Source organism: Pseudomonas sp. GZJR-8, assembly GCF_002916705.1.
Taxonomy (GTDB): Bacteria; Pseudomonadota; Gammaproteobacteria; order Pseudomonadales; family Pseudomonadaceae; genus Aquipseudomonas; species Aquipseudomonas synxantha_A.
On the sequence record NZ_JXSI01000018.1, the window covers coordinates 1 to 24,802 of the forward strand.

A 24,802-nucleotide genomic window follows, 5' to 3' on the forward strand; every position below is an offset into this window, starting at 1 on the left:
AATTCCGAAACCCCTGTTTGCTAACGCAAACAGGGGTTTTGTTTTGGGCGGTCGAAAAGCCGGCTGCCTCTGGGACTCTCGCTTAAATAACGTGCCGTTGGGGAAATCAATGCAAAGTGTTTCTACATTTTTGGTATGGTGCAGCACATTTTCACAAGGACTGATCGTTACCCGCAGGAGGCGGCGTCGCTATTTTCCAACGAGATGCTGTAGAAATGCCTGAACCGATACCTATCAAAGATCACGAAAAAGAAAACCGCCTGGTCAACAAGCGCTTGCTGGCCTGTGCACTGCTGGTGGTAGGCATCACCTGTGCCCTGGTGGGGCGTATGTATTTTCTGCAAGTGGTGCAGTACGACTACCACTCCACGATCTCGGAAAACAATCGGGTTCACGTACTGCCGATCACGCCAACTCGCGGCTTGATCTATGACCGTAATGGTGTAGTCCTGGCCGACAACCGTCCGAGTTACAACCTGACCATCACCCGTGAACGCACCACCGACCTTAAGGGTGAGCTGGACGCGCTCGTCAATCTGCTGCATCTGCCTGCCGAAGACCGAGCGATGTTCGATAAGGCGCTTAAGCAGGCTCGTCACCCGTTTGTTCCGGTCACGCTGTTCTATGAGTTGAACGAAGAACAGATCGCCGTTTTGGCCGTCAACGAGTTCCGTCTTCCAGGGGTAGACGTCGAGCCCCAATTCGTCCGCCACTACCCGCTGGGTGCGCACTTTGCCCACTCCATCGGCTACGTCGGCCGCATCAATGAGAAAGAATCCAAGACCCTTGATTCCGTGGAGTACCGCGGTACCCAATCCATCGGTAAAACCGGGATCGAGCGTTTTTACGAGGCCGAGTTGCACGGCCATGTCGGTTATGAAGAGGTCGAGACCAACGCCCAGGGGCGCGTACTACGCGTGCTCAAGCACACCGATCCGATCCCTGGCAAAAACATCGTCCTGAGCCTCGACGTCAAGCTTCAGGAAGCCGCGGAAGAAGCCCTGGGCGACCGGCGTGGTTCGGTGGTGGCCCTGGATCCGCAAACCGGTGAAGTACTGGCCATGGTCAGCAAACCGAGTTTCGATCCGAACCTGTTCGTCACCGGCATCAGCTTCAAGGAATACGCCGCGCTGCACGATTCCATTGATCGGCCGCTGTTCAACCGCGTGCTACGTGGGCTCTATGCGCCGGGTTCAACCATTAAGCCGGAAGTTGCTATCGCGGGTCTCGACAGTGGCGTTGTCACCCCGCAAACCCGGGTGTTTGACCCTGGCTATTACCAGTTGCCGGACTTTGACCACAAATACCGCAACTGGAACCACAGTGGCGACGGTTGGGTAGACATGGACGCCGCCATCATGCGTTCCAACGACACTTACTTCTACGACCTGGCCCACAAGCTAGGCATCGATCGCCTGCACGACTACCTCGCCGAGTTCGGCCTTGGTCAGAAGGTGTCCCTGGACATGTTCGAAGAGTCCGCAGGTCTGATGCCATCCCAGGCCTGGAAGCGTGCGACCCGTCGCCAGCCCTGGTTCCCAGGCGAAACCGTCATCCTTGGCATCGGCCAGGGCTATATGCAAGTGACACCACTGCAACTGGCCCAAGCCACTGCATTGATCGCCAATAAAGGCATCTGGAACCGTCCGCACCTGGCCAAGACCATCAACGGCGTGCCTCCGGTGGATGAGAACCCGATGCCCAACGTGGTCTTAAAAGACCCGCGTGATTGGGAGCAGGTCAACCATGGTATGCAATTGGTGATGCACGACCCACGCGGTATCGCCCGGGCGGCAGCGCAAGGCGCCCAATACCGCATCGCCGGCAAGAGCGGCACCGCCCAGGTAGTGGCGATCAAGCAGGGTGAGCGCTACAACCGCAACAAGACGCTGGAGCGTCATCGCGATAACGCCTTGTTCGTCGGTTTTGCGCCGGCCGAACATCCGAAAATCGTGATTTCCGTCATGATTGAAAACGGTGAGGCCGGAGGCCGTGTGGCTGGGCCGGTTGTGCGGCAGATCATGGATGCCTGGTTGCTTGACCAGGAAGGTCATCTCAAGCCGCAGTATGCGACGCCAGCCAAAGCGCCAGGCGACCCACGCGTCTGACTCAGGCCTGCCACTCGTCCCAGCGCTCTAAGCCTTCATAGGCCAGCCATGGCACCTCATGGGCCATCCAGATATGCGAGGTGGGCCTGACGCCGGGATCATCGTCCAGCGTCGCCACCCGCACGATCACGTGGGGCTGATGCCCCCGTTCGGCAATCAGATGTGAGCCGCAGCGCGAGCAGAAGCGTCGGAGTTTCCCCGGCGAGGATTCAAAGGATGCCAAAAGCTCTTCACCGTGCGTCCAGCGAAAATGCTCGCGCATCACCCCGGCAGTGGCAACAAACGCAGCTGCGTGTGCCTTGCGACAGCTGTCGCAATGGCAGTGGCTGATGGGCATGTCCAGGCTGTCCACCTGATAGCGCACACCTTTGCACAAGCAACTTCCATTCAATGGGTCAGTCATAACCTATGGCCAGGTCAAGGAGGGGGTCATCATCATCGCGCACAACGCAAGGTTGCGCATTGGTCGATGTCGCCTACTGTTCAAAGAAGGAGGTGACTCATGCACGTATTAGATCGAATCGAACGCAAAGTCCTGCTCAATGCATCGCGTAAACAAGTTTGGGAGGCTCTCACGGATGCCGAGCAATTTGGCAGCTGGTTCGGTATCGCGCTCAAGGGCAAAACCTTTGTAGCCGGGCAAACCATCGAAGCGCCAATTACTTACCCAGGCTACGAACATGTGGTCTGGAAGGCCAGGATCGAACGCGTCCTGCCGCAAACCCTGTTCTCTTTCTGGTGGCACCCCTTCGCGGTAGAGGAGGGCATCGACTACGACAACGAAACACCGACTCTGGTGGAGTTCACCATCGAGGATCACGCCCCCGGCATCCTGCTGCGGGTTGTCGAATCCGGTTTCGACCAGGTTCCCGAGGCACGGCGCCAGAAGGCGTTCAAGATGAACTCCCGTGGTTGGGATGAGCAGATGGGCAATATCGAAACCTATCTGAGCGAAACCCGACCAGTATGATGGTGGGCAAGGGGGCAGATCAGCCCCCCAACGTAATCACGTTCTAGAAATCAATCGACGCCGACAACTTCGCCACTCGCGGATCCCCCTGGCTCAGGAACCCGCCCTGGGCCGACTCCCAGTATTTCTCGTTGGCGACGTTCTCTACCGTGGCACCCAATGTCACCTCGCGCTTGTCCACGGCGAAGGTGTAGCGCGCACCCACGTCGAAGCGGTTCCAGGCCGGCAGGCTCAGGTTGTTGGCCGCGTCGGCGTACTGCCCGCCGGTGCGCAGCATACGCCCGCTGAGGCTTACGCCTTGCAGGCCGGGCACATCCCAATCCACCCCGGCGTTGAGCTGGAATGACGGTACTCCAATGGCACGGTTGCCGTCGTTGGCGCCGTTGAGGGTGCCCTTGAGTTCGGTTTTCATCAGGGTCACCCCGCCCAGCAAGCGCAGGCCGCTGACCGGTTCGCCGAATACGTTGAGCTCGACGCCCTTGTTGATCTGCTGACCTTCCCGCACGTAGCGGGCGGTGGTGGCGTCGATGGCCTCGGCATAACCCGCGCCGGGCTGCTCGATACGATATACACCCAGGGTCGCGCCATAGGTGCCCATGTCCACTTTGACACCCGCTTCGATCTGCTTGGACCGGGCAGGCGCATAAGCTTGCCCGCCACCGATGACCGTCAGGTTGCCTGATTTGAGCGGCGACGTCGGGCCCTGAGCCAGGCCTTCAATGCGGTTGGCATACAGAGATACGTGCTCCCACGGTTTGAACACAATGCCGTAGACCGGTGTGGTGATCGATTCGTCATAGTTGGCGGTGCGGGTACCGCTCATGTAGTTGTAACTCTGCACCACCATCTGCTGGCGACGTGCACCAACGGTCACTAACAGGCGGTCATCGAAGAACCCCAAGGTGTCGGATACCGCGACGCTACGCACGAATGTCTTGTCGGTGATGGTCGGATCGCTGAAGTCGGTACCTGGGGTATTGCGTGGGCTGTTGAGGGCCGGCGGCGCGCCGGTCACGGGGTTGTAGATATTGGTCGGGGTTTTTGCGCTGGCGAATACATAGGCGTTGCGCGCCTCGGTCCAGATGCCTGCCAGGCCGAAGTTGAGCCGATGGCTCACCGGGCCGGTGTGGAACTTGCCATTGAGGCCACCCATGGCACTGGTATTGTTTTCTTCGTGGGCGATAGTCGAGCCGCTGGCGCTGGCATTGCCGAGATTATCGCTCAAGGTCACCGACGAGTAGCGCCCCATTTCACGGCTGTGCTTGGCACCGGTTGCCGCGTAGGCGGTCCAGTTTTCATTCAGGTCATATTCGGCGCGCAGCATCCCCAAGGTGTCTTCAAGGTTGGTACTGCTCCAGCTTGGCGCGTAGTTGGTGTCTGCCGACGGCGCATCCGGCACCTGGGTGATGGTGCCAAGGAACACCGAGTTACGCCCACCGTTGATACGCTGCTTCTGATACACAAAATCACCGGACAGCCGCAAAGCATCGCCGCGGTAATCAAGGCCGACGGCAAACAGCTTCGAACGCTGGTTTTCATCATCAATCCCGGTATCGCCTTCGCGCTGGGACAGGTTGACCCGTGCGCCAAACCGGTTGTCTTCGCCGAAGCGCTGGCCAATATCCAAGTGTTCGCCAATCCGCCCATCACTGCTGATGTCGGTACTGAAACGACGCAGTGGCACATCATCGGCTCGCTTGGGTTGCAGGTTCACGCCGCCACCAATCCCCGAGCCGGTGGGGGTGACGCCGTTGATAAAGGCGTTAGGGCCCTTGAATACCTCCACGCGCTCCAAGGCGTCAGTGGAAATGATCTGGCGCGGCAGGACACCGTACAAACCGTTATAGGAAATGTCATCGCCATTCAACGGCAGGCCACGAATCATGAACGTCTGGGACTGGTTCGCATACCCCGAGGCCTGGCGCACGGAGGAGTCATTGAGCAACACGTCGCCGACGGTTTCCGCCTGCTGGTCGCGAATCAGCTTTTCGGTGTAGGAGGACATGCTGAAGGGCACATCCATGATGTCCTGGTTGCCCAGCACACCCAGTTGGCCGCCGCGTGCAACCTGGCCACCTGCAAACTCTGGTGGCAGAGCCGTGGGCGCCAGGGCTTGGACATTGATGTTGGTGGCTCCCAGCTCCAGCACGTTGTCTGAGGCCGCTGGGGCTGCTGCTTGTGCCGCAAGGCTCACGGAGCAGCAAAGGGCGAGCAGGGTCGGGCGAAATGGCGCAGCGAAAAGATTGCAGAGGGGCATGGTCGATCCAGACGGCTAACTTATGAGGAAGGGGGCAGCGACGTTGCGCTTCCTCACTGCGCGGATACGACTCCGACGCAAATGATAGTGATTGTTATTAATGTCCTGCAACAAATTTATGCGATTGCGCTCTGCGTGCGCGTTAACCTGCCGCGTTTGTACAGATGCCGAGTAGAATCACGCCCTGAAAGCGATTCCTGAGGTGCGGTACGGTGGATTTACAGCAGGGTTTTGTCCTGACCCGGCATTGGCGCGATACCCCGTTAGGCACGGAGGTCAGTTTCTGGCTGGCCACCGACCACGGGCCTCGGAGTATTCGCCTACCCGTGCAAACCTCGGTGATGTTCATCCCCGAAGTCCATCGCAAGCCGCTCGATTGGCTGCTCAAGGGCGAGCGTGATCTGGAGTTGCGTGCGCTGCAACTGTGCGACTTCCACCATCGCCCGGTCCTGGGCCTCTATGCCCGCCAGCACCGCCAATTGATGGACATCGAAAAGCGCCTGCGCAGCGCCGGGGTCGATGTCTACGAAGGCGACGTGCGACCGCCCGAGCGTTACATGATGGAGCGTTTTATCACTGCCCCCGTATGGTTCGGCGGCACGCCCGACGCGAACGGCACCTTGCTCGACGCGCAGATGAAGCCCGCGCCCGACTACCGCCCGCGCTTGAAGTTGGTGTCCCTGGACATCGAAACCACCGCCCAGGGCGATCTGTATTCCATCGCGCTGGAAGGCTGCGGCGAGCGCCAGGTGTATATGCTCGGCCCGCCAAACAAAACCGATGCCGTGGACTTCAAGCTCGACTACTGCGACACCCGTGCGCAACTGCTCGAACGCCTCAACCAATGGCTGGCCACCTTTGATCCCGATGCGATCATCGGCTGGAATGTGGTGCAGTTCGACCTGCGCGTCCTGCATGAGCACGCCCAACGCCTGAACGTGCCGCTGTTGTTGGGGCGTGGCGGTGAAGCCATGACCTGGCGCGAGCACGGCAGCCGCAATCACTACTTCGCGGCAGCGGCGGGGCGCTTGATCATCGACGGGATCGAAGCGCTGCGCTCGGCGACCTGGAGCTTTGAATCCTTCAGCCTGGAAAACGTCGCACAAACCCTGCTCGGCGAAGGCAAGGACATTTCCACCCCGTACCAGCGCATGGACGAAATCAACCGCATGTTCGCCGAGGACAAGCCCGCCTTGGCGCGCTACAACCTCAAGGACTGTGAGCTGGTCACACGGATTTTTGAAAAGACCGAGTTACTCAAGTTCTTGCTGGAGCGTGCCAGCGTCACTGGCTTGCCGGCCGATCGTAACGGCGGTTCGGTCGCCGCCTTCACCCACTTGTACCTGCCGTTGATGCATCGCCAGGGTTTCGTCGCGCCGAACCTGGGCGACAAACCGCCCCAGGCCAGCCCTGGCGGGTTTGTCATGGACTCACGCCCGGGCCTCTACGAATCGGTGCTGGTGCTGGACTACAAAAGCCTTTACCCATCGATCATCCGCAGCTTCCTGATCGACCCGGTGGGCTTGATCGAAGGCCTCAAGCATCCCGACGACAGCGACTCGGTAGAGGGCTTTCGCGGCGCACGTTTCTCCCGCACCCGGCACTGCCTGCCGTCCATCGTCACTCGCGTATCCGAAGGTCGTGAAGAGGCCAAGCGCGAGCACAACGCACCGCTGTCCCAGGCCCTGAAAATCATCATGAATGCCTTCTACGGCGTGCTCGGCTCCAGTGGCTGTCGGTTTTTCGATACGCGGTTGGCGTCGTCGATCACCCTGCGGGGGCACCAGATCATGCGCCAGACCCGCGAGCTGGTGGAGGCCCAGGGTTATGAAGTGATCTACGGCGACACCGACTCTACCTTCGTCTGGCTCGGCAGCGCCCATTCTCCGCAGGATGCCAATCGCATCGGCCTGGCGCTGGTGCAGCACGTCAATGATTGGTGGCGCGCCCACCTGAGCACCGAGTACGGCCTGCGAAGTGCTTTGGAGCTGCAATACGAAACCCACTTCAGCCGCTTCCTGATGCCGACCATCCGTGGCGCGGAGGAGGGCAGCAAGAAGCGCTACGCCGGTTTGGTGGTGCGCGACGATGGCAGCGAAGAGATGGTCTACAAAGGCCTGGAAACCGTGCGCAGCGATTGGTCGCCTCTGGCCCGGCAATTTCAGCAGGAACTCTACCGGCGCATCTTCCATCGCCAGCCCCATCAGGACTACATACGCGACTACGTGCGCCGTACTCTGAGCGGCGAATTCGACGAGTTGCTGATCTACCGCAAGCGCCTGCGCCGGCCCTTGCACGACTACGAACGCAACGTCCCGCCCCATGTGCGCGCGGCACGCCTGGCAGACGAGTACAACGACCGCCTGGGGCGCCCGCGCCAGTACCAGCGCGGTGGCTGGATCAGCTACGTGATCAGCGTCAACGGCCCCGAACCCTTGGAAGTGCGGCAAGCGCCCATCGACTACGATCACTATGTGACCCGGCAATTGCAGCCCGTTGCTGACGCGATCCTGCCGTTTGTGAATGATGACTTCGGTACCCTGGTGGGCGGGCAGATGGGGCTATTCTAGGCAATGGATCACACTGTCCCTATCGCCCATCGCTCAGGAGGCAACGCCCATGTACACACTTTATGGCACCGACGAATCCGGTTCCTGCATGATCGAAATCGCCCTGCAGCGCTGCGCCGTGCCGTGGCATCGCGTGGACGCCAGCTCCTGGCAGGACGGCGAGGGCAGCGACGCTCTTGCACGTATCAATCCACTCAAGCAGATCCCCACCCTGGTCACCCCCAATGGCCAGGTGCTGACCGAAAGCGCCGCTATCCTGATCCACCTGGGCCTGGAGTACCCCAAGTCCGAGTTGCTGGCCGGCGATCGTGCGCAGATCCTGCGCGGGCTGTTGTACATCGCCGCCAATTGCTATTCGGCGATCGGCATCATCGACTACCCGCAACGCTGGTTGGGTAATGCCGATGAGGCGCAGCAAGCGCAACTGGTCAGCGGCACACGGCGCTACCTGCACCAGGCCTGGGTCGTGTTTGCCGATCAGTTTGCCGACCAGCTGTTTACCCCGGGCAATGTGCCGAATGCACTGGGCATCATGGCGGCGGCGGTGTCGCGCTGGGATGACGCGCGCGAGGTGCTCGGCAACCTGGCGCCGGGCTTTGCGCAGAGCCTGGAGCGGGTAGACGCCGACCCTGTTGTGGCCCCGGTTTTTGCCCGGCATTGGCCGCAGTGGAAGGTCTCGTAACCGGAAGAAACAAAGCTCCGGCCACTGTCCAAGCCCTTGCGTCGCGGGCGTCCTGACCTACTCTTCTCAAAGTGATGTAGGAATCATCCTTGAATTTGACTGTCGCAGACATGAAACTCAAGAACCCTGCATGGAATTCAAAGGAGGTGCGCATGCTCATCCGGTCGCTGACCCTGGCTACCTTGATGGCTTTTACGGGGCCGTTGTTGGCCGCTGATGATAATCCGCTCAAGCAGGAGTTGGGTAAGACGCGCCCGCTGGTGGTCGTGGAGCTTGATGCTGGAAACCCGACACTGGCAACGCTGAAGAAACAACTGGAAGAGGCTGCCACCAAGCAGTCCTTCGAAGAGCGCAGCATGGTGTTCTACACCGTCAAGTTCGGTAGCATTGGCGCCGAAGGGGAGAAGTTCGCCAAGGACCCAAAGGACAGCAAAAAGCTCACGCCGCCTGAAACCAACGCGCTGATCCGTGCCCTCAAGCTCGGCGTCGGCAGCGGCACCAAGGTGATCCTGATCGGCAAGGATGGCGAGAAGAAACTGGAGAAGACCGTACCGCCGGATACCCTCGACCTGAAGGAATTTTTCAGCGCCATTGACCAGATGCCGATGGCCGAGAAAGAAGCGGCTGCTCCGGTTGTGCCAGAACCTGCGCCTGCGCCTGGCAAGAACGCTACCAAAGCGGGTAAGGCAACCAAGCCGGCTGCGCCTCAACAGCTGGATGACTGAGTCCGTGCAGGAGCTGGCTTACCAGCTCCTGCGCAGGCCGTTGCGGTGGTGGCTCCAGTTCACTGTTTCCACGGCTTGAACCACCCAGCCAACCCTCCCAATACCAGGGCCGCCGTCACGGTACTCAAGCCCAGTTGCCAGCCATCGTTTTGCAGTGGATGCAAGATGACGGCTGCAGAACCCAGTAATACCGCACTCAGCCCCCATTGCAGCGGCCAGCGCAGTTGCCCAAGCAATTGCTGGCGTTGCATCAGCAGCAGGTTGGTGACGATAACCCCGCCCAACGCCGCCAGGGCGATACCCGGCAAACCCAGAAAGTACGGCAGCAGCACCAACAGCAAAGCGTTGACCCCGCTGCCCAGCAATTCGCAGCGCAAGGGCAGGTGCGTGTCGCCGCTGGCATAGGCGTAGCGGGCGAGCATAGCGTTCCAGGCGCCGAACACCAATGGCGTCGCGAACCAGGCCAGCAGGGCGGGCAGTGGGCTGTCGGCGCTTTGGGCGGGCATCAGCAGATGAATCAGCACCGGGCTGGCGCCGATCAGGCCGAGGGCGGCCGGCAGGCTGAGCAGGGTCGCAGCATCCAGGCCTCGGCGCAGCAGGGCCAGGCGCTGCTGGCCTTGTTCGCCGCTCATCATGCCCAGCAGGACCTGGTTGAGGCTCATCAGGGCGATCAAGGGCAGATTGATCAGTTTGCGTGCAAGGTTGACCCACGTGACGGCACCTTCTCCCAGGTAACTGGCGATCAAGCGCTCTAGCAGCGCCAAACCCTGGCTGGCGACATTGCTGGCCAACAATGGTCCGATGCGCCCCAACAGTTCGCGGCCCGCCAGCTTGTCGCCAGTGACTTGCCACGGCCGCCAGCCGAAAGACCAGACCGGCGCCAGCAGCGGCAGGCACATCAATACACTGCCGGCAAAAAAGCTCATGGCCAGTTCGCCGCTGTCGCTTGCGCTGCCACGGATAAACAGGTACAGCACCGGCGGCAGGTTGAACAGCAAAGAGCCCAGCCCCGGCAGCACAAAACGCTGGCGTGCCTGCAAGGGAATACTGAACAACCCATGCATCACCAGGCCCGGCGCACAGGCCGCCAGCCAGCGCAAGTTAGCGGCGGCTTCGGCATGGGCTGCGGCGTCCAGGCCGGGGCCGATCAGGCGCACCCACAGCGGCGCGCCCAGCGCCAATACGGCAAACAGGGCCAGGCCTACTCCCAGCAGGCGTGGAGAAAGGCTGGCCAGCCAGGCTTGCTGGCGTTGTGGGTCGCGTTGTTGATAGAGGGGCAGGGCAGCCGCCGCAAGCAAGCCGGCGGCCAGGGTCATGCGCAACGCTTCGGGCAAAAACACCGCCACCAGAAACCCGTCGCTGCGGCTGCCCGCGCCCCAGGCCGCCACCAGCAGCCATTCGCGGGCAAAACCGGCGACCAGCCCTGCGAGGGTCGCGACGGTCAGCCAGAGCGTGCTGCCGAACATCAGTGGAACAGGGTGAACAGGCCCTTGCCACCCACCTTATAGTTCAGATCATGGCAACGTTCGCCCATGATTTTGGCCCCGGAACCGCCAATGATTTTGTAGGGGGCCACAGCCTTGGCCACCACGGTATTGGCGCTGATCACCGAACCATGACCCAGGTGCGTGCCGTAGCCGATCAACGCCCGGCTGCCGATCCACACGTAGTCGTCGATGTAGATCGGCCCGGAAATCGACCAGAACTCCGGTGCCTGCAAATCATGACTGCCGGCGATGATCAGCACGTGGGAGGCAATCGCCACGTGGTTGCCGATCACCAGCCCGGCGCGGGCGTCTACCTGGCAATGCCAACCGATCACCGTATCGTCACCGACTCTCAAATTGTGGATGCCCAACACTTCGGTGTTACGCCACAAGCTTGTGCCCTTGCCGATCTTCGCGCCGCCCAGGCGCAGCCAGGCAATGCGCACATGGTGGCTGGGGATCTTGTTGATCAAAATGTTGTAGGCCATGTCCCAGGCGTTGCGCCAGCGATCCTTGATCGTTGCCCAGTTTTTGCCATAGCGCGGCAACAGCTTGCCCGGCAGGTCCTGCTTCATACGGCGGAACAAAAGGCGGGCCACCGGGTGCTCAAGGGCGGGTTCCAGGTCGATGGAGTTTATCCAGAAGCGCTTGTTGTCGCCTTCGCCCTCTTCAAACACCACGTCGTTGGCCAGGCACCAGTCCAGCGCCTCTTCCAGGTCCGGCAGGCTCACGCCCAGTTCAGCGGCCAGTGTGGGGAGGCGATCGCGCAAATCGGTGGAGTGAATCATCCGGTGTTTCATGGTTGGTTATCCTTTGGCGCAATAGCAGCAACAGGGGCGGTAATGGAGGGGCGCAGACGCACCTGTTGCAGGCTCATGCCCATCAACAGCCAGAACAGCGCGATCAGTACAAAGGTGAAGCTGAAATAGTGGTCGAAAATCCCCGTCAACAGCGCTGCCATCACGCCGCAGATACACCCCAGCCACAGGGCGTTGTCGGCGGTGACCTTGCGCACCTGGCCCAGCGGCCGCACTTCACGCCACCACAACACCGTGACGGTGATAAACAACAGCATCCCCGGAATGCCGACCTTGTAGATGAAGTTCAGCCACAGGTTGGAGATGCCCAACAGGTTGGTGCCGGGTACGGGTGGGTCGATCTTGAAGCCGATCCCCAGGGGGTATGTCGACATGGCCTCGGGGAATCTTGCGTACTCGTCGAAGCGGATTTCGGTACTGGCGTTGGTGGACGAAAAGATAGTCAGCAAGCGCTCCTGCAACGGCGGATAGAACATCACCAGCGCAACCCCAAACGCCACGCCGATACCGATGATGCGCCCGCTGTTAGGTACGCGCTTATAGGTCAGCCAGATCAGCACCAGCGCCAGGGCCACGATGGCGCCACGGGAAATACTCAGCAGCAGGCCGGCGCAACCCAGCACCGCCACCGCCAGGCCCAGCGCCCGGCGCCAGCCGCTGCGGGTCCAGCCGTAGAACAGCGCCAGGGGGATAAACAGCACCAGCACGCCACCCGTCAGGTTTGGGTGCACCCAGGGCGAGGCCATGCGCGTGTAGTTGGCGGAAAAAATATCCTTCACCGCTTCCGGGTGGGCGTACTTGAGGTCGGTAAGCACCTCGATCATCGACATGGCGTTGCGCGTTTTCAAAAACATGAAAATCGACAGCAACAGCATCGCCAGGTTGCCCAGCAGCAGGGCGACCACCACCTTGTCGCGGTCGGCGTCGGTGCGCAGCAGCAACGGCACGATAAACAGCAACGACAGGTTCATCAGCCAGCGTACCCAGTTCACCGGCCCGTTGCCTTCGGCATGGATGATGACCATGCCCCAGATAAACGGAATAGTGCTGAACAGCATCAACCACATCAGCGCGCGCTCGGTCGGACGCCACAGGATCAAGCCGCGGGTCTTGCCGATAAACGATTGCCAGAACACCCCGACCCAGGTCAGCCCCAACACGGCTTCGCTGATGGTGGTGCGGATCCCCAGTTCCAACGTGGTGTAGGGAATGCTGGTGGCCAACACCGCGAAAATCAGCAAGCCCCACAGGGGAAAGCGGATCAGGGTCAAGGCCACACCCGCGCCGGCCACGACCAGCAAGGCCTTGATCGGCGACAGGGCCAACAGCAAAATGCCGAAGACCAGGCCCAGGAGCAGACTGATGAGTTTTCCTGGCAGCATTAGCGGTCCAATTCCTTGAGCAAAGTATCCAGGCGCGAGCGATAGGCCGGTTCGGCAAATTGCCGGGCCCAGGCGCGCTGCGTTTCGGCGTCTGCCTTGTCGCCCGCGGTTGCCAGTTGCTGCATGACGTTCTGCAATTGCCTGGCATCGTGTGGGTCGAAGCGCGGGGCGCCGGGCGGCGCGACTTCATCCAGGGCGGAACCGCGTGCCACCGCCACCGGCGTGCCGACACTCAAGGCTTCCACCACCGGCAGGCCAAAGCCTTCGGCATAAGACGGCTGCCATAGGCAGTCGGTATGACGGTAGAGGGCTTGCAGTTGGCCGTCGGATAAACCGCTGCACCAATGCAGGCCCGGCAGTTCGCCAAGGGCGGACGGTACATCGCTGGCGTGGCCCACCAGCACAAGGTCCGGCACCTCAGGGTTCGCCGCACGGCAGGCCTGCCATTGGCGCAGGAAAAATGCCATGTTCTTGCGCGGCTCCCGCGTGCCCACCACCAGCCAGTAACGCGCCGGCAGGTTGTCTGGCAGCGGTTCTGGCGCTGCATTCAATTCGGGCACCAGGTTGCTCAACACCCGGAACTTGGCCCGGGCCCAGGGGAATACGCGGGCGGCTTCGTTGCAGGAAAACTGCGAAGGGCACCACACCCGGTCAGCCTGCCACACCGACCAGGCAATCGAGGCGCTGTCGATCAAGCGATAGGCCAGGGCCTTGAGCCTGGAGCGATGGAAGTTACGCTGAGTCAGCTGAAACAGATCATGCAGCACCAGGACATAACGGGTGCCGGCGGGTTTGCGGCACAGCGGCAAGCCCATATTGGCCGTGGCGATGTGCAGGTCGATCTGTTGCTCGTGCAAGGCTCTGGGCAAAAATTTGCGCTCGAACCGCAAGCGTACCTGCGGCCGTTGCAGGCCATCCAGCGGGCTGGCCCACGGTGGGCAAATGGCGTTCTGGCGTTGCGGGTGGTCCAGGGGCGCCTCAGTGAACAGCACCACCTCGGTGTTGCCCCGTGCGCGCAGGGCATCTTCCAGCGCCAGGACCTGGCGGGCGATGCCCGACGAGGGCGCAACCGTGGCGGGGCGATAGTCCAGGGCTACGCGCATGGCTGAGACTCCTTAGAGGCGATCAAGGTGCGGTAGATGTGCTCCAGTTCGTCACCGGCCACCGCCCAGTCGTGGTAATGCCGCGCATAATCGCGTGCCGCATCGGCCAGTTGCCGGGCCAGCAGCGGCTGATCCAGCAGACGCACGATGGCATCGGCCAGGGCCTCGGCGCTTTCGCCCGCGAGGTAATGCGCCTGGGATTGCACCGCCAAACCGGAAACACCCTGGGCCGTGCTGACCAGCGGCAAGCCGGCGGCCATTGCCTCCAACACCTTGAGCTTGGAGCCGCCGCCATGGCGCAACGCGGCGACAAAACCGGCGCAGCGCCGTTGCAGGGCGCACAGATCAGGAACAAACCCCAGCCACTCGACACGTTCATCCGGCCAACGGTCGCGCCAGTGTTCGGGCAAGCCGTAACCGGCCACTGCCAGGCGCGCGTTCGGACACTGCAGCCAGACCCGGGGGAATATCTCCTCAAGCAACCACTGCACAGCGTCCAGGTTCGGTGCGTATTCGTAATTGCCGACAAACAACAAACGCTGGCTCTGCGCATCGGCACTGACCTGGGCGAAGGCACGGCTGTCGACGCCATTGACTACCACGCTTACCGGCGTTGCAGTCAACGGCCGCATGGCCTGGGCGTCCGCGTCGGTCACCGCGATCACATGGGCGGCGGCATCGAACGCCTTGCGCTCCCATTGCCGGCAGCGCCATTGGTCGTACTGCACGAACGGCGCAGCCCACTTGGGGAAACGGTCATAAGTGGCGCCGCCCAGGCTTGACTCCAGGTTGTGCTCGGTCAGCACAAACTCGCGCTGGCGCTGCTGCAAGGTGCGCAGAAACGGTTGCAGGCTGTAGCTGTGTTCCACTTGAATCACGTCCCAGCGCTCGTTCAACAGTTGCGCAAATTGGGCCTGCAACGGTGCCGACAGGCCATTGACCGTGGTCAACAGCGGCCACGGTGCGAATACGCCCGCGAGCAGGGTCATCGGGTGTTTCAGCGGCCGGCGCGGCACCACGATCAGGCGTTCGAGCAACGGTTCAAGGGCTGCGTGCACCGCGTCACCGGCCGGTGTCTTCGATTGCGCCAGCAGCGTGATGCGATGCCCGCGCTCACTCAAGGTGCGCAGCAAATGATACTGCCGGGTCTTGCCGCCGCTGGTGGTCGGCCACGGCAGATAGGGCACAATCCATAGGATTCTCATGTACAGCTCTCCATGCCCGGGGCTACCACACCAGTATCTGCAAACTCGGCTTCACCGCTGGGCGAATACCGTTGTCGTCGTTCAGGGGCTGCCGGGCTCCGGTCAGCGGGTCCAGCAGTTCTGCGTGTTTGATGTCCGGCAGGCTGATGCTGCTGCCTTTGGCACTCCAGTACATCAACAAGTGTTTTCCGTCAGGCCGAGTCCAGGCCACGCTGTAGAAACTGTCCGGCACATCCTCAAGCTTGGGCGTGGTGCCGGGTTTAAGGGAGGGGCCGGTGATCTCAAGGAAGCGGGCGAGGGCGGTGTATACCGGCTTGGGTTCGCCGTCCAGGTTCAGCAGGCCGTAATGCTGGTCGCGTGGCGAGGCGCGTTGGTCGAGGTCGGACAGCGCGAACAGGAAAATCTTCTGATAGTCCTGGGACGCCATCAACGCCAGGCGGCGCAAGGTGTAGTCGGCCTGCCCGTCGATACCGATCAGGTCCTGCATCTCCTTGGGGCCGGCATAGCTGGACCAGCCCCACTCGGTAGCCCATACGTTCTTGATCCCGGCGCCGTGCAGCATGGTATTGAGTTGATCGCCGCGCAGCAGCACTTCGTTCTTGCCCGGTTCATCGGTTTCCGGGGTCATCGAATAAGGGTGATAGGCCGCGACCATGCCCAGGTTTTGCACGCCCAGCGCGCCGAGCGCTTCGAACATCAGGGTTTTGCCACGCGGCGGCATCTGGCTGTAGTACGCCATGCCGCCCATGACCTGCAGTTTGCCGGGCGCGGCAATATTCAACGCCTGGTGACTGGCCAATAACAATTGCCCGTACTCCTTGGCGTTGACTTTGGGGCGCCAGTTGTTCGGCAGGTTCTGCTCGTTCCACACCTGCCAGGCATCGATATTGGGGTAGCGCTTGGCCAGGAGTGCCAGGCGCAGCGCGTAGATTTCGGGGTCCCGCGGGCGATACTGGTCCTGGAACTGCGCGCCCTTGGGGGCGGTGGTGATAAAGGGCGCCGAGCCCACCAGGTAAAACACCGAGCGGATTTTTTCAGCGCTCAGGGTGCGGTCCAGTTCATCGAAGGTGCTGAGTTGATAACCGTCTTCTGTGGGCTCCAGGCGATCCCAGTGCAGGTCGACCCGCACCCATTGCAACCCGAGTTTCTTGTATTGCTTGATCTGCTGGCGGTACTGCTCGGGCGTGAACCACAGAAAGTGCGCGTTCACGCCAAGGAAGTCCTTCCATACCACAGTGCGCTCCGGGGCCAGGTTCACCGGCTGCGCATCGACTTTTTCACTCGACAGCAGGGCGCCACCCACGGCGATTGCCAGCACCAGCGGCAGATAGCGCCACATCGGGCGAACAGATGAAATATTCATCGCAACGGCTCCTCACAAGCATCCCGAAATAATTCGGCAAAACGTTGGGCCGTGGTGGCCCACTGGCGTTGGTGGCCGATTTCCGCTGCCCGGGCAGCCCATTGCCGGGCCTGCTGCGGGTCGAGGATCAAGCGGTTCAAGGCGTTGCTCAAGGAATCGATATCGCCCTGCTGATAGGTGATGCCATTGCCGCTGGCCACCTCCTCAGCAAAGGCTCGCGCATTGGAGGTGATCACCCCGCGCCCGCAGGCATTGGCCCACGACAGCGCGCCACTAGTGCCACGCATCTGTCCCAGGAAACCGAGTTTTTTCGATTCACGGTAGGGCAGCACCATCACATGGTGCGCCTGGATCGTAGCGGCGATCTGCGCCGATGGCAGGTCCAGCTGCCAGTCCACCACATCCTCCAGGTGCAGCGCGCTGATCTGTTGGCGCAGGCCGTCGAGGTAGTTGCCGGCCGGGTCGAAGGTCATTTCCGGGGCGGTGCCGCCGGCCAGGGTCAGGCGTACCTGGCCTCGGCATTGCGGGTGAGCGGCCAGTGACTGGGCCAGGGCCTGGAGCAGATCTTCAATGCCCTTGCCGCGATAGATAAAGCCGAAATACAACAGACGCAGCGGCGCAAGCGGCGGCAAGTCCTGGGGCGCGATGGGCAGGTTGCCGTGAGCAATCACCGCCACTTGCTGCGGGCGCAGGCCCATGCGTTGGCGCAGGCAGTCGCCTCCCAGGCGGGTGAGGGTGATCAGCCGGCGCATACCTTTGGCCAGGCGTCGTTCTTCGTGCAAGGTCAGCGGGTCGGCCAGCAGCGCCGCCGCCTGGGGCAGCGGGTGGGGCAGGCGTTCGAGCAGGGTCAAGGGGAAAAACAGCTTGGCCCGGCGCCAGATCAAGCGCTCCGGGTCATGCACCGTGGCGGTCAACGGCAGTTGTGGGTGTGCCCGACGCAGGTAGTCAAGCGCCTGGAACTCACCGAAGCGCCCACCTCCCAATTCGGCATGGACCAGGTCCACACCGTGCCAGTCAAAGGCTTGCAAGCGCCGCAACTGTTCAGCCAGGTCCTGGCAACCCGCGAGGGGGGTCACCACTTCAAGGCCCAGTTCGATCAACGCGTTGCGCAAATGCGCGGCGTAATCGGCGATTCCGGTCTGCTCCGGTGGCAGAGGTGCCAGCAATGCAATACGCATCAGGCCGCACCGCGCCAGCTGTTGATCCGCGCCAGGACCTTGGCCGGTACTTCGAAGCGGCGGCGGTTGAGGATCATGCCGTCGACTTTGCCGAACGCGGTGGTCAGCAGCGACACCGCGTTTTCGATGGTCGGTACGGTACTGGTGCGGGCTTCGATCACCAGCACGATCTGGTCGGCACGGCGTAGCGTCAAAAAGGCCTGCGGGTTGGACGACAAGGCCGAGGCGTCCAGCAACAGCACTTCACCCGCCGTGGGCGCGTTCGCCCCGTCGACCGAGACGCGGTGGCCACGTTCTTCCAGCAGGCGCTTGAGCTGCTCGATGATAAACGTCACGCCCTCGCCATGCCGCGCCGAGGTCAGGCCCAGGGCAAAGCCTTCACTGGCGATGCGCTCCAGGGGCAGCAGGCTGTACAGGCGATAGAGGCTGGCGGTGACGGCGGCCGGCGTGGCGTCTTGCACGTCGGGGATGCTGCTCCACAGCGGCACCTGGAACATCTCCTGCAAGCGGGTGCCATCGTGGATGCGTTGGTCCAGCAGGTACAGCACATAAATGGTCAAAAAGCCCACGGCTACGCCGGCGGGAATGGCGAACAACAGAATCAGCAGGCTTTTGGGAAACACACGTGACGGGTTCAGGGTGGCGTGTTCGATCAGCGCGATGTTGCTGATCTGACTGTTGTCCAGTTCGTGGTCGATACGCGCCTGTTCAAGATTGTCCGAGTACAAGGCGTAGCTTTTTTCGGCGGCGCGCAGTTGTTGGCTCAGCTTGTTGAGTTCCGGCTCATCGGTCATCGCCTTGTCACGCTGGTCACGCAGTTCGGCGAGGGTCTTGTCGTAGTTCTCGATCTCCCCGGCCAGTTTGCGCTCTTGCAATTGGGCGTCGATCACTTGCTGCTTAACGTTGATCACCAGGCTGTTGGGCGCAGTGTTTTGCGAGCGTTCCAGGCGCGTAGCTTCCTGAGCGCTGAGGGCTTCGATGTCGCGGATGTTCTGTTCGATCTGATTGACCTGCGGCGTGCCCGGCAGGTAGGTGCGCAACAGGCGTGCGCGTTCCACTTGCAGCGCATTGAGCTGGCGCTTGAGGTCCAGTTGGGTGGGATTGAGGCTGGTTTCGCGCATCGTCACCACGTCTGCCGGCTGGCTCTTGATCTGCTGGCTGGCGTTGGCCAGGAGGCTGCGAATGCCCGAGATCTGGTTTTGTGCGCTGACCTTGGCGTCGGTGACACGGTCGATCTGACTGGTGAGGTTCTTCAGGCGCGCATCGACACTGATCGAATCGATCTGCTTCAAACGGCCTTGCAGTTGGTCCTTCAGGCTTTGGATATTTTCCGCCACCTTGGCGCGTTCGGTTTCGTAGAAGGTATGCAGGCTCTTGCGCCCGAGAATCCGCGCACGTTCCTCAAGGTAGGCGTTGACCCATTCCTCGACGATTTTTTGCGCCACCGCCGGGTCGTCCCAGGTGAAGGAAATCTCGATCACTGAAGAACCCGGCTCGTGACCGGCTTTGAAGTTCTTCTCCAGCGAGGTCGCCAGGCGCTCCAGCGGGCTTTGCTTCTCGGCAAGGCCCACAAACTGCAGCACGCTGCGTATGCCATTGATGACTTCGCCAAGGCCCTTCTTGATGTAGAACTTGGTGACCTTCCAGAAGCCCTGCGGCGGCTCGGAGGTCATCGCCATATAGCGCTCGGCAACGATATGCACGATGGGCCGGCCCGTGAGCATTTTTTCTTCGTCGACAATCGGGTCGTGCTGGGTGCTCGGGGCAATCAGCGTCTGGCGGTTGGCGGCTTCGATCGGCAAGGTGGTGTTGTCCCGCCCCGGCTTGACCAGCAAGCGCGCGTCGGACTCGTAGCGAGCCGGCAACAGGAAGGCACCCAGCACCGCGACGACGATCGTGGTGATCACTGCCAGTTTGAATTCGCGGCGGTAGATGAAAAACAGCCGCAGCAGGTCGCGAAGAGAGCGGATTTCGATCACAGGATCACTCCATTGCATATGGGGTTTACGAAAGACGGGAACGCTTGGTTCGAGTGATACGACGCCCGCTTCATAATCCTTGGCCTGCGTTGATGGTTGGGTTGTTGTAGATGGTGTTGCCGCTGTTTTTCACGTCGCTCTTGTTCAGGTCGTAATTCAAGCCAATGCCAATGCCCTTGTTGATCGGAAACAGCTTGGTGAAGTACATATCCACGGCCTCCACCGTCGCGCCGATGCCCGACTGCGGCACGAAGATCAAATCGCCGCGCTGCAACGCCACCCGCGGGTGATTGGGGTTTGTCAACATGCTCTCCAGGCTGATGAAGTACGTCCTGTACTTGCCATCTGGCCCGGTGCGCAGCAAGGCCACGTTGGAGGCATCCGCCGAGGGCAATACACCACCGGAACTGAGCAGTGCCTGCTCGACGCTGACGTTGCCGGCCAGGTCGAAAAACGCCGGGTTAGACACCGCACCGCCGATAAACACCTTGTTGCTCGGTGCGCTGGCGATGTTCACCGTCACCGCGGGTTCGCGGTAGATGCGCTTGTACTTCTCGGTGATTTCCTTGCCCAGGTCTTCGGGCGTGCGCAGGGCGGCCTTGACCCGGCCAATATTGGGTACCGAGATCACGCCGTCGGGGCGCACGACGAATACGGTCATGTCATCGGCCGCCGCCGGTTCCTGGGCGTCGCGCACGATCCGCAGCGAGTCGCCGGTCTGGATCAGCACCTGGGGTGGTGGCAGGTCGGCCAGGGTCAGCGCCGCTTGATGGCCGGCCTTGAGCGTATTGTTGTCAGGAAGCGGCACCCGCGCAGGGGTCGAACAGCCCGCCAGCCAGATTGAGGCACTCAAGAGGCTGAGCAGGGTAAGACGGGAACGTCGGTTGGTAGTCTTCATGACGGCTCAAGTCCAGTAGGTGGAAAACATGCCCAGACGCCGTTTAAGCGAGTTGGGCAAGTGGCGTTCAAGGTGGCCGAGGCGATAACCCAGCAATTTAAAGGCGCTGCGCATTACTACTTCTGGCGCACGGTGCAGCGCGTTCGCCTCGCGCAATGCGCGCAGTTCGGCCAGCACATAACGCTTACCTTCGCCGCCGGCGTCGCCGAACGCCTGGCGAATCCACGCCTCGCGGCCGTAGAACACACCGATATCGAAGTAGCGCTTGAACTCGTCCAGCAAGCGGTAATCGTGGGAGTGATAAACCTGCGCACTGGCGGCGTAGCGCACCTGGTAGCCGGCCAGCAACATGCGTGCGGCGACGTAGGCGTCTTCGCTGCCAATCACATCCTGGGGGAAACCACCCACCGCCTGCAGGGCGCTGCGTCGGTACACCGAAAACGAGTCGGAGCTGAAGCAGGTCTTGATCCCTAGCTGCGGTGCATCGGCCAGGCTTTTGCTGCGGCTGGCCGCCGGGTAATTGAAGTGCCGCGACTGTGCCCCCAGCACCCCTGCACCGGGGTGCGGCAGCTGCCGTCCATAGGCCACGCCATTGAGCGGCTCCAGTTGCAATTCGGCGATCAGGTTGGCGAACGTCTCGGCCGTGGCGGGGATTGCGTCCTGAGTCATGACGATCAAAGCGTCGCCGCCCACCTGTTCACTGGCCCAGCGCCGAGTGCCGCCGTGGTTGAAGTCGCGGGCATCAATCACCTCCACGCGCGCGCCAAACTCGCGAAAGCGCGCCACGGTGTCATCGCTCGATGCGCTGTCGACCACCAGCATCTCGTCCGGTTGCAGGGTTTGCATGCGCAGCGCCGGCAGTAAGCGGTCCAGATGGCTGGCCGCGTTGCGGGTGGGGATGATCAGGGACGTGCGCATCAGGGTTTCTCTTCCACCGGCGCGCGGCCGTAGATGTCGTCATAACGCACGATGTCGTCTTCGCCCAGGTACTCACCGCTCTGTACCTCAATCATCACCAGATCGATGATGCCGGGGTTGGTCAGGCGGTGTTTGTGGCCGGCGGGAATATAGGTGGACTCGTTCATATTGAGCAGGATTTCGCGCTCGCCATTGGTGATCATCGCTGCGCCGCTGACCACCACCCAATGCTCGCTGCGGTGATGGTGCATTTGCAGGGACAGCGAGCCTTTTGGCTTGACCACAATGCGCTTGATTTTGAAGCGCGTGCTTTCTTCCAGCACCGTGTAGGTGCCCCACGGGCGGGTGACTGTGCGATGCAGACTGAACGCCGGGTGATTCTGGCGCTTGAGTTCGGCGACGATATAGCGCACGTCCTGGCTGCGGTGCGCGTCGGCGATCAACAGTGCGTCCGGGGTGTCGACGATGATCAGATCGCGCACGCCCACTGCACCGAGTACCCGCTTGGGCGAGTCGATGTAGCAGTTATGCACGTCGTGCAGGATCGCCTCGCCATTGATCTGGTTGCCATTGTCATCACTGGGGGTGAGTTGGCGCAGCGCTTCCCAGGAACCGATATCGCTCCAGCCGATGTTGCAGGGCACGACCGCGACCTTTGCGGATTTTTCCATCAGGGCCACGTCGATGGAGATGTCCGGCGCGGTACCGAAACCTTCCGGGCTCAGCTCACGCTGGCGACTGCTGCTGTTCTGCAGGCTCTGGCTGTGCTCGAGTGCGGCCTTGGCTGCGTCCAGCACTGCCGGGGCGTGGCTGGCCAATTCTTCCAATAGGCTGGCCGCCTTGAAGCAGAACATGCCGGCGTTCCACAGGTGCTTGCCGCCGTCCAGATAGCCTTGGGCGGTGGCCAGATCGGGCTTCTCGACAAAGCGCCGGACCTGAAACCCGGCCCCCAGCGCTGCGCCTTGTTCTATATAGCCAAAGCCGGTTTCGGCACGGTCAGGCTGAATGCCGAAGGTCACCAGGTAACCGGCTTCGGCCAGTGCGCGGGCTTTTTCTACCGCTTGGGCGAAGGCCGTTTCATCAAGGATCAGGTGATCGGCGGGCATCACCAGCAACTGTGCTTCAGCGCCGAAATGCTCCTGCACATGCAAGGCGGCCACGGCGATGGCGGCGGCGGTGTTACGGCCAAACGGCTCCAGCAGCAGCTCCAGGGCCAATCGCTGGGTGTTCACCGCGCGGTAGTCGTCAAGGGTGCGAAACAGCAGGTCACGATTGGTTACCGTCAGGATGCTGTCCACCCCCGGCAAGTGACTGGCGCGCAGGAAGGTCTTTTGCAGCAGGCTCTGGTCGTCGCGCATGCGCATGAAGGGTTTGGGCATGTTCTGCCGCGAAACCGGCCACAGCCGCGTGCCCGAACCACCGGAGATGATGCACGGGATCAATCCGTTAAGAGGGTTCATCAATAGACTTCCTTGGTGGAAAGGACGGCCGGAACCGTCATGAAAACAATGTACAGATCCAGCCACACCGACCATTTGGCGATGTATTCCAGGTCGTATTCGACGCGCTTCTGGATTTTGAACAGGGTGTCGGTCTCGCCACGGTAGCCATTGATCTGTGCCCAGCCGGTGATGCCTGGCTTGACCCGGTGGCGTGAGCTGTATTCGCTGACCGCTTGCTCGAACGGAATCCCGGCGGCCTTGGTAGCCGTGGCGTGGGGGCGCGGGCCGACCATCGACATATTGCCCAGCAGCACGTTGAACAGTTGTGGCAGCTCATCAATGCTGGTCTTGCGAATGATCCTGCCTACCCGGGTGATGCGCGGGTCCTGGCGTGTGGTCTGGTTCTCGGCGTTGAGGTCGGTCTGTTCCACGTACATCGAGCGGAACTTGAACACTCGGATCAGGTTGTCGTTGTAGCCAAAGCGCTTCTGGCGAAACAGCACCGGGCCCTTGGAATCGAGTTTGATCGCGATGGCCGTCGCCAGCATCACCGGTGACAGCAACAACAGGCCGAGGCTGGCCAGCAGCAGGTCTTCGCAACGCTTGATAAAGGGTGACCAGCCGCGCAGCGGCAACTGCGAGGTGTTGAACATCAGGATGCCGCCCACATCGGTGATGCGGTTATGCCCATAACGCAAGGCAGCCATGTCGGGCACCAGCATGACGTTCACCGACATCTGCCGCAGGCGTTTGACCAGCCCGTTGATACGCTGCTCGGCGGCCCAGGGCAGGGTGATCATGACCTGGTTGACCTGTTCGGAGCGGATCAGCTTTTCCAGGTCGCGGGTATTGCCCAGCAAGGGCAGGCGGCTCAATTCCTTGGGAATGCGCTCGGTACGGTCGTCGATAAAGCCGATCAGGCCGGAACGGATATCGCTGTTGCGCGACAGGTGTTCAGCCACATGCACCGCCGTCTCGGTAAAACCCAGGATCACCGTACGCTGCAAGAATTTGCCGTTCTTCATCAAATGGCGATACAGGCGCAGCATCAATATCCGCTCCACGCCAAACAGCACCAGGCTCATGGAGAACCAGGCCGCCAGGTTGCGTGGGCTCAACTGTGGGAACAGGAGCAGAATCTGGTACATGAACAGCAGGATGCAAAACGCCGAGACCCAGGCCACCAGCATCACGCGAAAACGCAGGCGATTGCTGAACAGATCCTCGGAGTACACCCCCAGGGCCTGGAACAGAATGATGGTCAAGAGCGCAAAGAATACCAGCAGGCCAAGGTAGTGGTTGCGCATGTGCTCGGCGACGGGTTCCGGGTAGAACAACAGGATAATTGCCGGCACTACAGCAGTGAGGCCGTGGATCAGTTTTACGAAGACGACAAAAAACTCAACGAAACCGGGACGAGTCAAAAACAGGCTATCGACCGACGATTTACCGCGCATAGATCAGATCCTCAATACACCACCAGAACGTTCCTATTCGTTTTGCTCATCCATAAGGCAGGTTTGCTTTACAAGTGGTGCAAATCGAACAACTGCAGTTGCTGGGTAATACGTAATGCCTGTTCAGACGCAGGAATTTACGGAGTGATGGCTAAATAGTGGCTTCCTTGAGGTTCCGTGTCAATGATTTGGCTTTTTTTGCCGTTGCCTTCAATGGCTCTCATGAGGCTCCCATGATATGACGATTTATTGACATGAGA

The 24,802-nt window shown here is 61.2% G+C and carries 19 protein-coding genes; 5 read left to right on the plus strand and 14 right to left on the minus strand.

All coding sequences use genetic code 11. The annotated features are described in order from the left end of the window. Nucleotides 1-215: 215 nt before the first annotated feature. Nucleotides 216-2,108 (plus strand): penicillin-binding protein 2, encoded by a 1,893-nt coding sequence (gene mrdA / locus TK42_RS25310; protein ID WP_078820812.1) that lies wholly within the window; start codon nucleotides 216-218, stop codon nucleotides 2,106-2,108. 1 nt (nucleotide 2,109) lies between these two features. Here mrdA and TK42_RS25315 read toward each other — a convergent pair whose 3' ends face one another. Beyond that, on the minus strand, nucleotides 2,110-2,511 hold the full coding sequence (locus TK42_RS25315; protein WP_103735413.1) for a GFA family protein: 402 nt from the start codon (nucleotides 2,509-2,511) through the stop codon (nucleotides 2,110-2,112). 99 nt (nucleotides 2,512-2,610) lie between these two features. Between TK42_RS25315 and TK42_RS25320 the strand changes: the two genes are divergently transcribed. Continuing rightward, the gene (locus TK42_RS25320) at nucleotides 2,611-3,078 is read left to right on the plus strand and encodes an SRPBCC family protein (protein WP_032876921.1); all 468 of its coding nucleotides are present in this window, start codon (nucleotides 2,611-2,613) and stop codon (nucleotides 3,076-3,078) included. 43 nt (nucleotides 3,079-3,121) lie between these two features. On the opposite strand, the gene TK42_RS25325 is transcribed toward TK42_RS25320, so the two are convergent. Continuing rightward, on the minus strand, nucleotides 3,122-5,335 hold the full coding sequence (locus tag TK42_RS25325) for a TonB-dependent siderophore receptor (RefSeq protein WP_103735414.1): 2,214 nt from the start codon (nucleotides 5,333-5,335) through the stop codon (nucleotides 3,122-3,124). 212 nt (nucleotides 5,336-5,547) lie between these two features. Between TK42_RS25325 and TK42_RS25330 the strand changes: the two genes are divergently transcribed. The 3 genes from TK42_RS25330 (at nucleotide 5,548) to TK42_RS25340 (ending at nucleotide 9,312) form a co-directional block, all read left to right on the plus strand. Beyond that, the gene (locus TK42_RS25330; RefSeq protein WP_103735415.1) at nucleotides 5,548-7,905 is read left to right on the plus strand and encodes a DNA polymerase II; all 2,358 of its coding nucleotides are present in this window, start codon (nucleotides 5,548-5,550) and stop codon (nucleotides 7,903-7,905) included. Nucleotides 7,906-7,954: 49 nt separating this feature from the next. Then, nucleotides 7,955-8,587 carry a glutathione S-transferase family protein gene (locus tag TK42_RS25335; RefSeq protein WP_103735416.1) on the plus strand — a complete coding sequence of 211 codons (633 nt, stop codon included), beginning with the start codon at nucleotides 7,955-7,957 and terminating at the stop codon, nucleotides 8,585-8,587. Nucleotides 8,588-8,739: 152 nt separating this feature from the next. Further along, nucleotides 8,740-9,312: a DUF4174 domain-containing protein gene (locus TK42_RS25340; protein WP_032876911.1), complete on the plus strand. Its 573-nt coding sequence runs from the start codon at nucleotides 8,740-8,742 to the stop codon at nucleotides 9,310-9,312. A gap of 59 nt (nucleotides 9,313-9,371) precedes the next feature. Here the strand turns inward: TK42_RS25340 and TK42_RS25345 are convergent, their stop codons facing one another. The 12 genes from TK42_RS25345 to TK42_RS25400 all read right to left on the minus strand — a co-directional run bounded on the left by TK42_RS25345 (nucleotide 9,372) and on the right by TK42_RS25400 (nucleotide 24,542). Then, nucleotides 9,372-10,778: a lipid II flippase MurJ gene (locus TK42_RS25345; protein ID WP_103735417.1), complete on the minus strand. Its 1,407-nt coding sequence runs from the start codon at nucleotides 10,776-10,778 to the stop codon at nucleotides 9,372-9,374. Beyond that, nucleotides 10,778-11,599: a DapH/DapD/GlmU-related protein gene (locus tag TK42_RS25350; protein ID WP_005786788.1), complete on the minus strand. Its 822-nt coding sequence runs from the start codon at nucleotides 11,597-11,599 to the stop codon at nucleotides 10,778-10,780. Before TK42_RS25350 ends, TK42_RS25345 begins: the two co-directional genes overlap by 1 nt. Further along, the gene (locus tag TK42_RS25355; protein ID WP_005786790.1) at nucleotides 11,596-12,999 is read right to left on the minus strand and encodes an O-antigen ligase; all 1,404 of its coding nucleotides are present in this window, start codon (nucleotides 12,997-12,999) and stop codon (nucleotides 11,596-11,598) included. Before TK42_RS25355 ends, TK42_RS25350 begins: the two co-directional genes overlap by 4 nt. Continuing rightward, nucleotides 12,999-14,102, minus strand: coding sequence for a glycosyltransferase family 1 protein (locus tag TK42_RS25360; RefSeq protein WP_032876906.1), 1,104 nt, complete (start codon nucleotides 14,100-14,102; stop codon nucleotides 12,999-13,001). Before TK42_RS25360 ends, TK42_RS25355 begins: the two co-directional genes overlap by 1 nt. Further along, a complete protein-coding gene (locus TK42_RS25365) occupies nucleotides 14,093-15,307 on the minus strand; it encodes a glycosyltransferase family 4 protein (RefSeq protein ID WP_103735418.1) in 1,215 nt (404 codons plus the stop codon). Before TK42_RS25365 ends, TK42_RS25360 begins: the two co-directional genes overlap by 10 nt. 22 nt (nucleotides 15,308-15,329) lie before the next feature. After that, complete coding sequence (locus TK42_RS25370; protein WP_103735419.1) at nucleotides 15,330-16,670, minus strand: beta-xylosidase; 1,341 nt, start codon at nucleotides 16,668-16,670, stop codon at nucleotides 15,330-15,332. Then, nucleotides 16,667-17,848, minus strand: coding sequence for a glycosyltransferase (locus TK42_RS25375; RefSeq protein ID WP_103735420.1), 1,182 nt, complete (start codon nucleotides 17,846-17,848; stop codon nucleotides 16,667-16,669). Before TK42_RS25375 ends, TK42_RS25370 begins: the two co-directional genes overlap by 4 nt. Then, the gene (locus TK42_RS25380; protein WP_078820822.1) at nucleotides 17,848-19,827 is read right to left on the minus strand and encodes an exopolysaccharide transport family protein; all 1,980 of its coding nucleotides are present in this window, start codon (nucleotides 19,825-19,827) and stop codon (nucleotides 17,848-17,850) included. Before TK42_RS25380 ends, TK42_RS25375 begins: the two co-directional genes overlap by 1 nt. Nucleotides 19,828-19,897: 70 nt before the next feature. Then, a complete protein-coding gene (locus TK42_RS25385; protein WP_032876894.1) occupies nucleotides 19,898-20,725 on the minus strand; it encodes a polysaccharide biosynthesis/export family protein in 828 nt (275 codons plus the stop codon). 6 nt (nucleotides 20,726-20,731) lie between these two features. Next, entirely contained in the window at nucleotides 20,732-21,643 is a 912-nt protein-coding gene (locus TK42_RS25390) for a glycosyltransferase family 2 protein (RefSeq protein ID WP_078820824.1), read from the minus strand. Next, nucleotides 21,643-23,103: a mannose-1-phosphate guanylyltransferase/mannose-6-phosphate isomerase gene (locus TK42_RS25395; protein WP_103735421.1), complete on the minus strand. Its 1,461-nt coding sequence runs from the start codon at nucleotides 23,101-23,103 to the stop codon at nucleotides 21,643-21,645. Before TK42_RS25395 ends, TK42_RS25390 begins: the two co-directional genes overlap by 1 nt. Beyond that, on the minus strand, nucleotides 23,103-24,542 hold the full coding sequence (locus TK42_RS25400) for an undecaprenyl-phosphate glucose phosphotransferase (RefSeq protein WP_032876885.1): 1,440 nt from the start codon (nucleotides 24,540-24,542) through the stop codon (nucleotides 23,103-23,105). The genes TK42_RS25395 and TK42_RS25400 overlap by 1 nt, the downstream gene beginning before the upstream one ends. Nucleotides 24,543-24,802 lie beyond the last annotated feature (260 nt).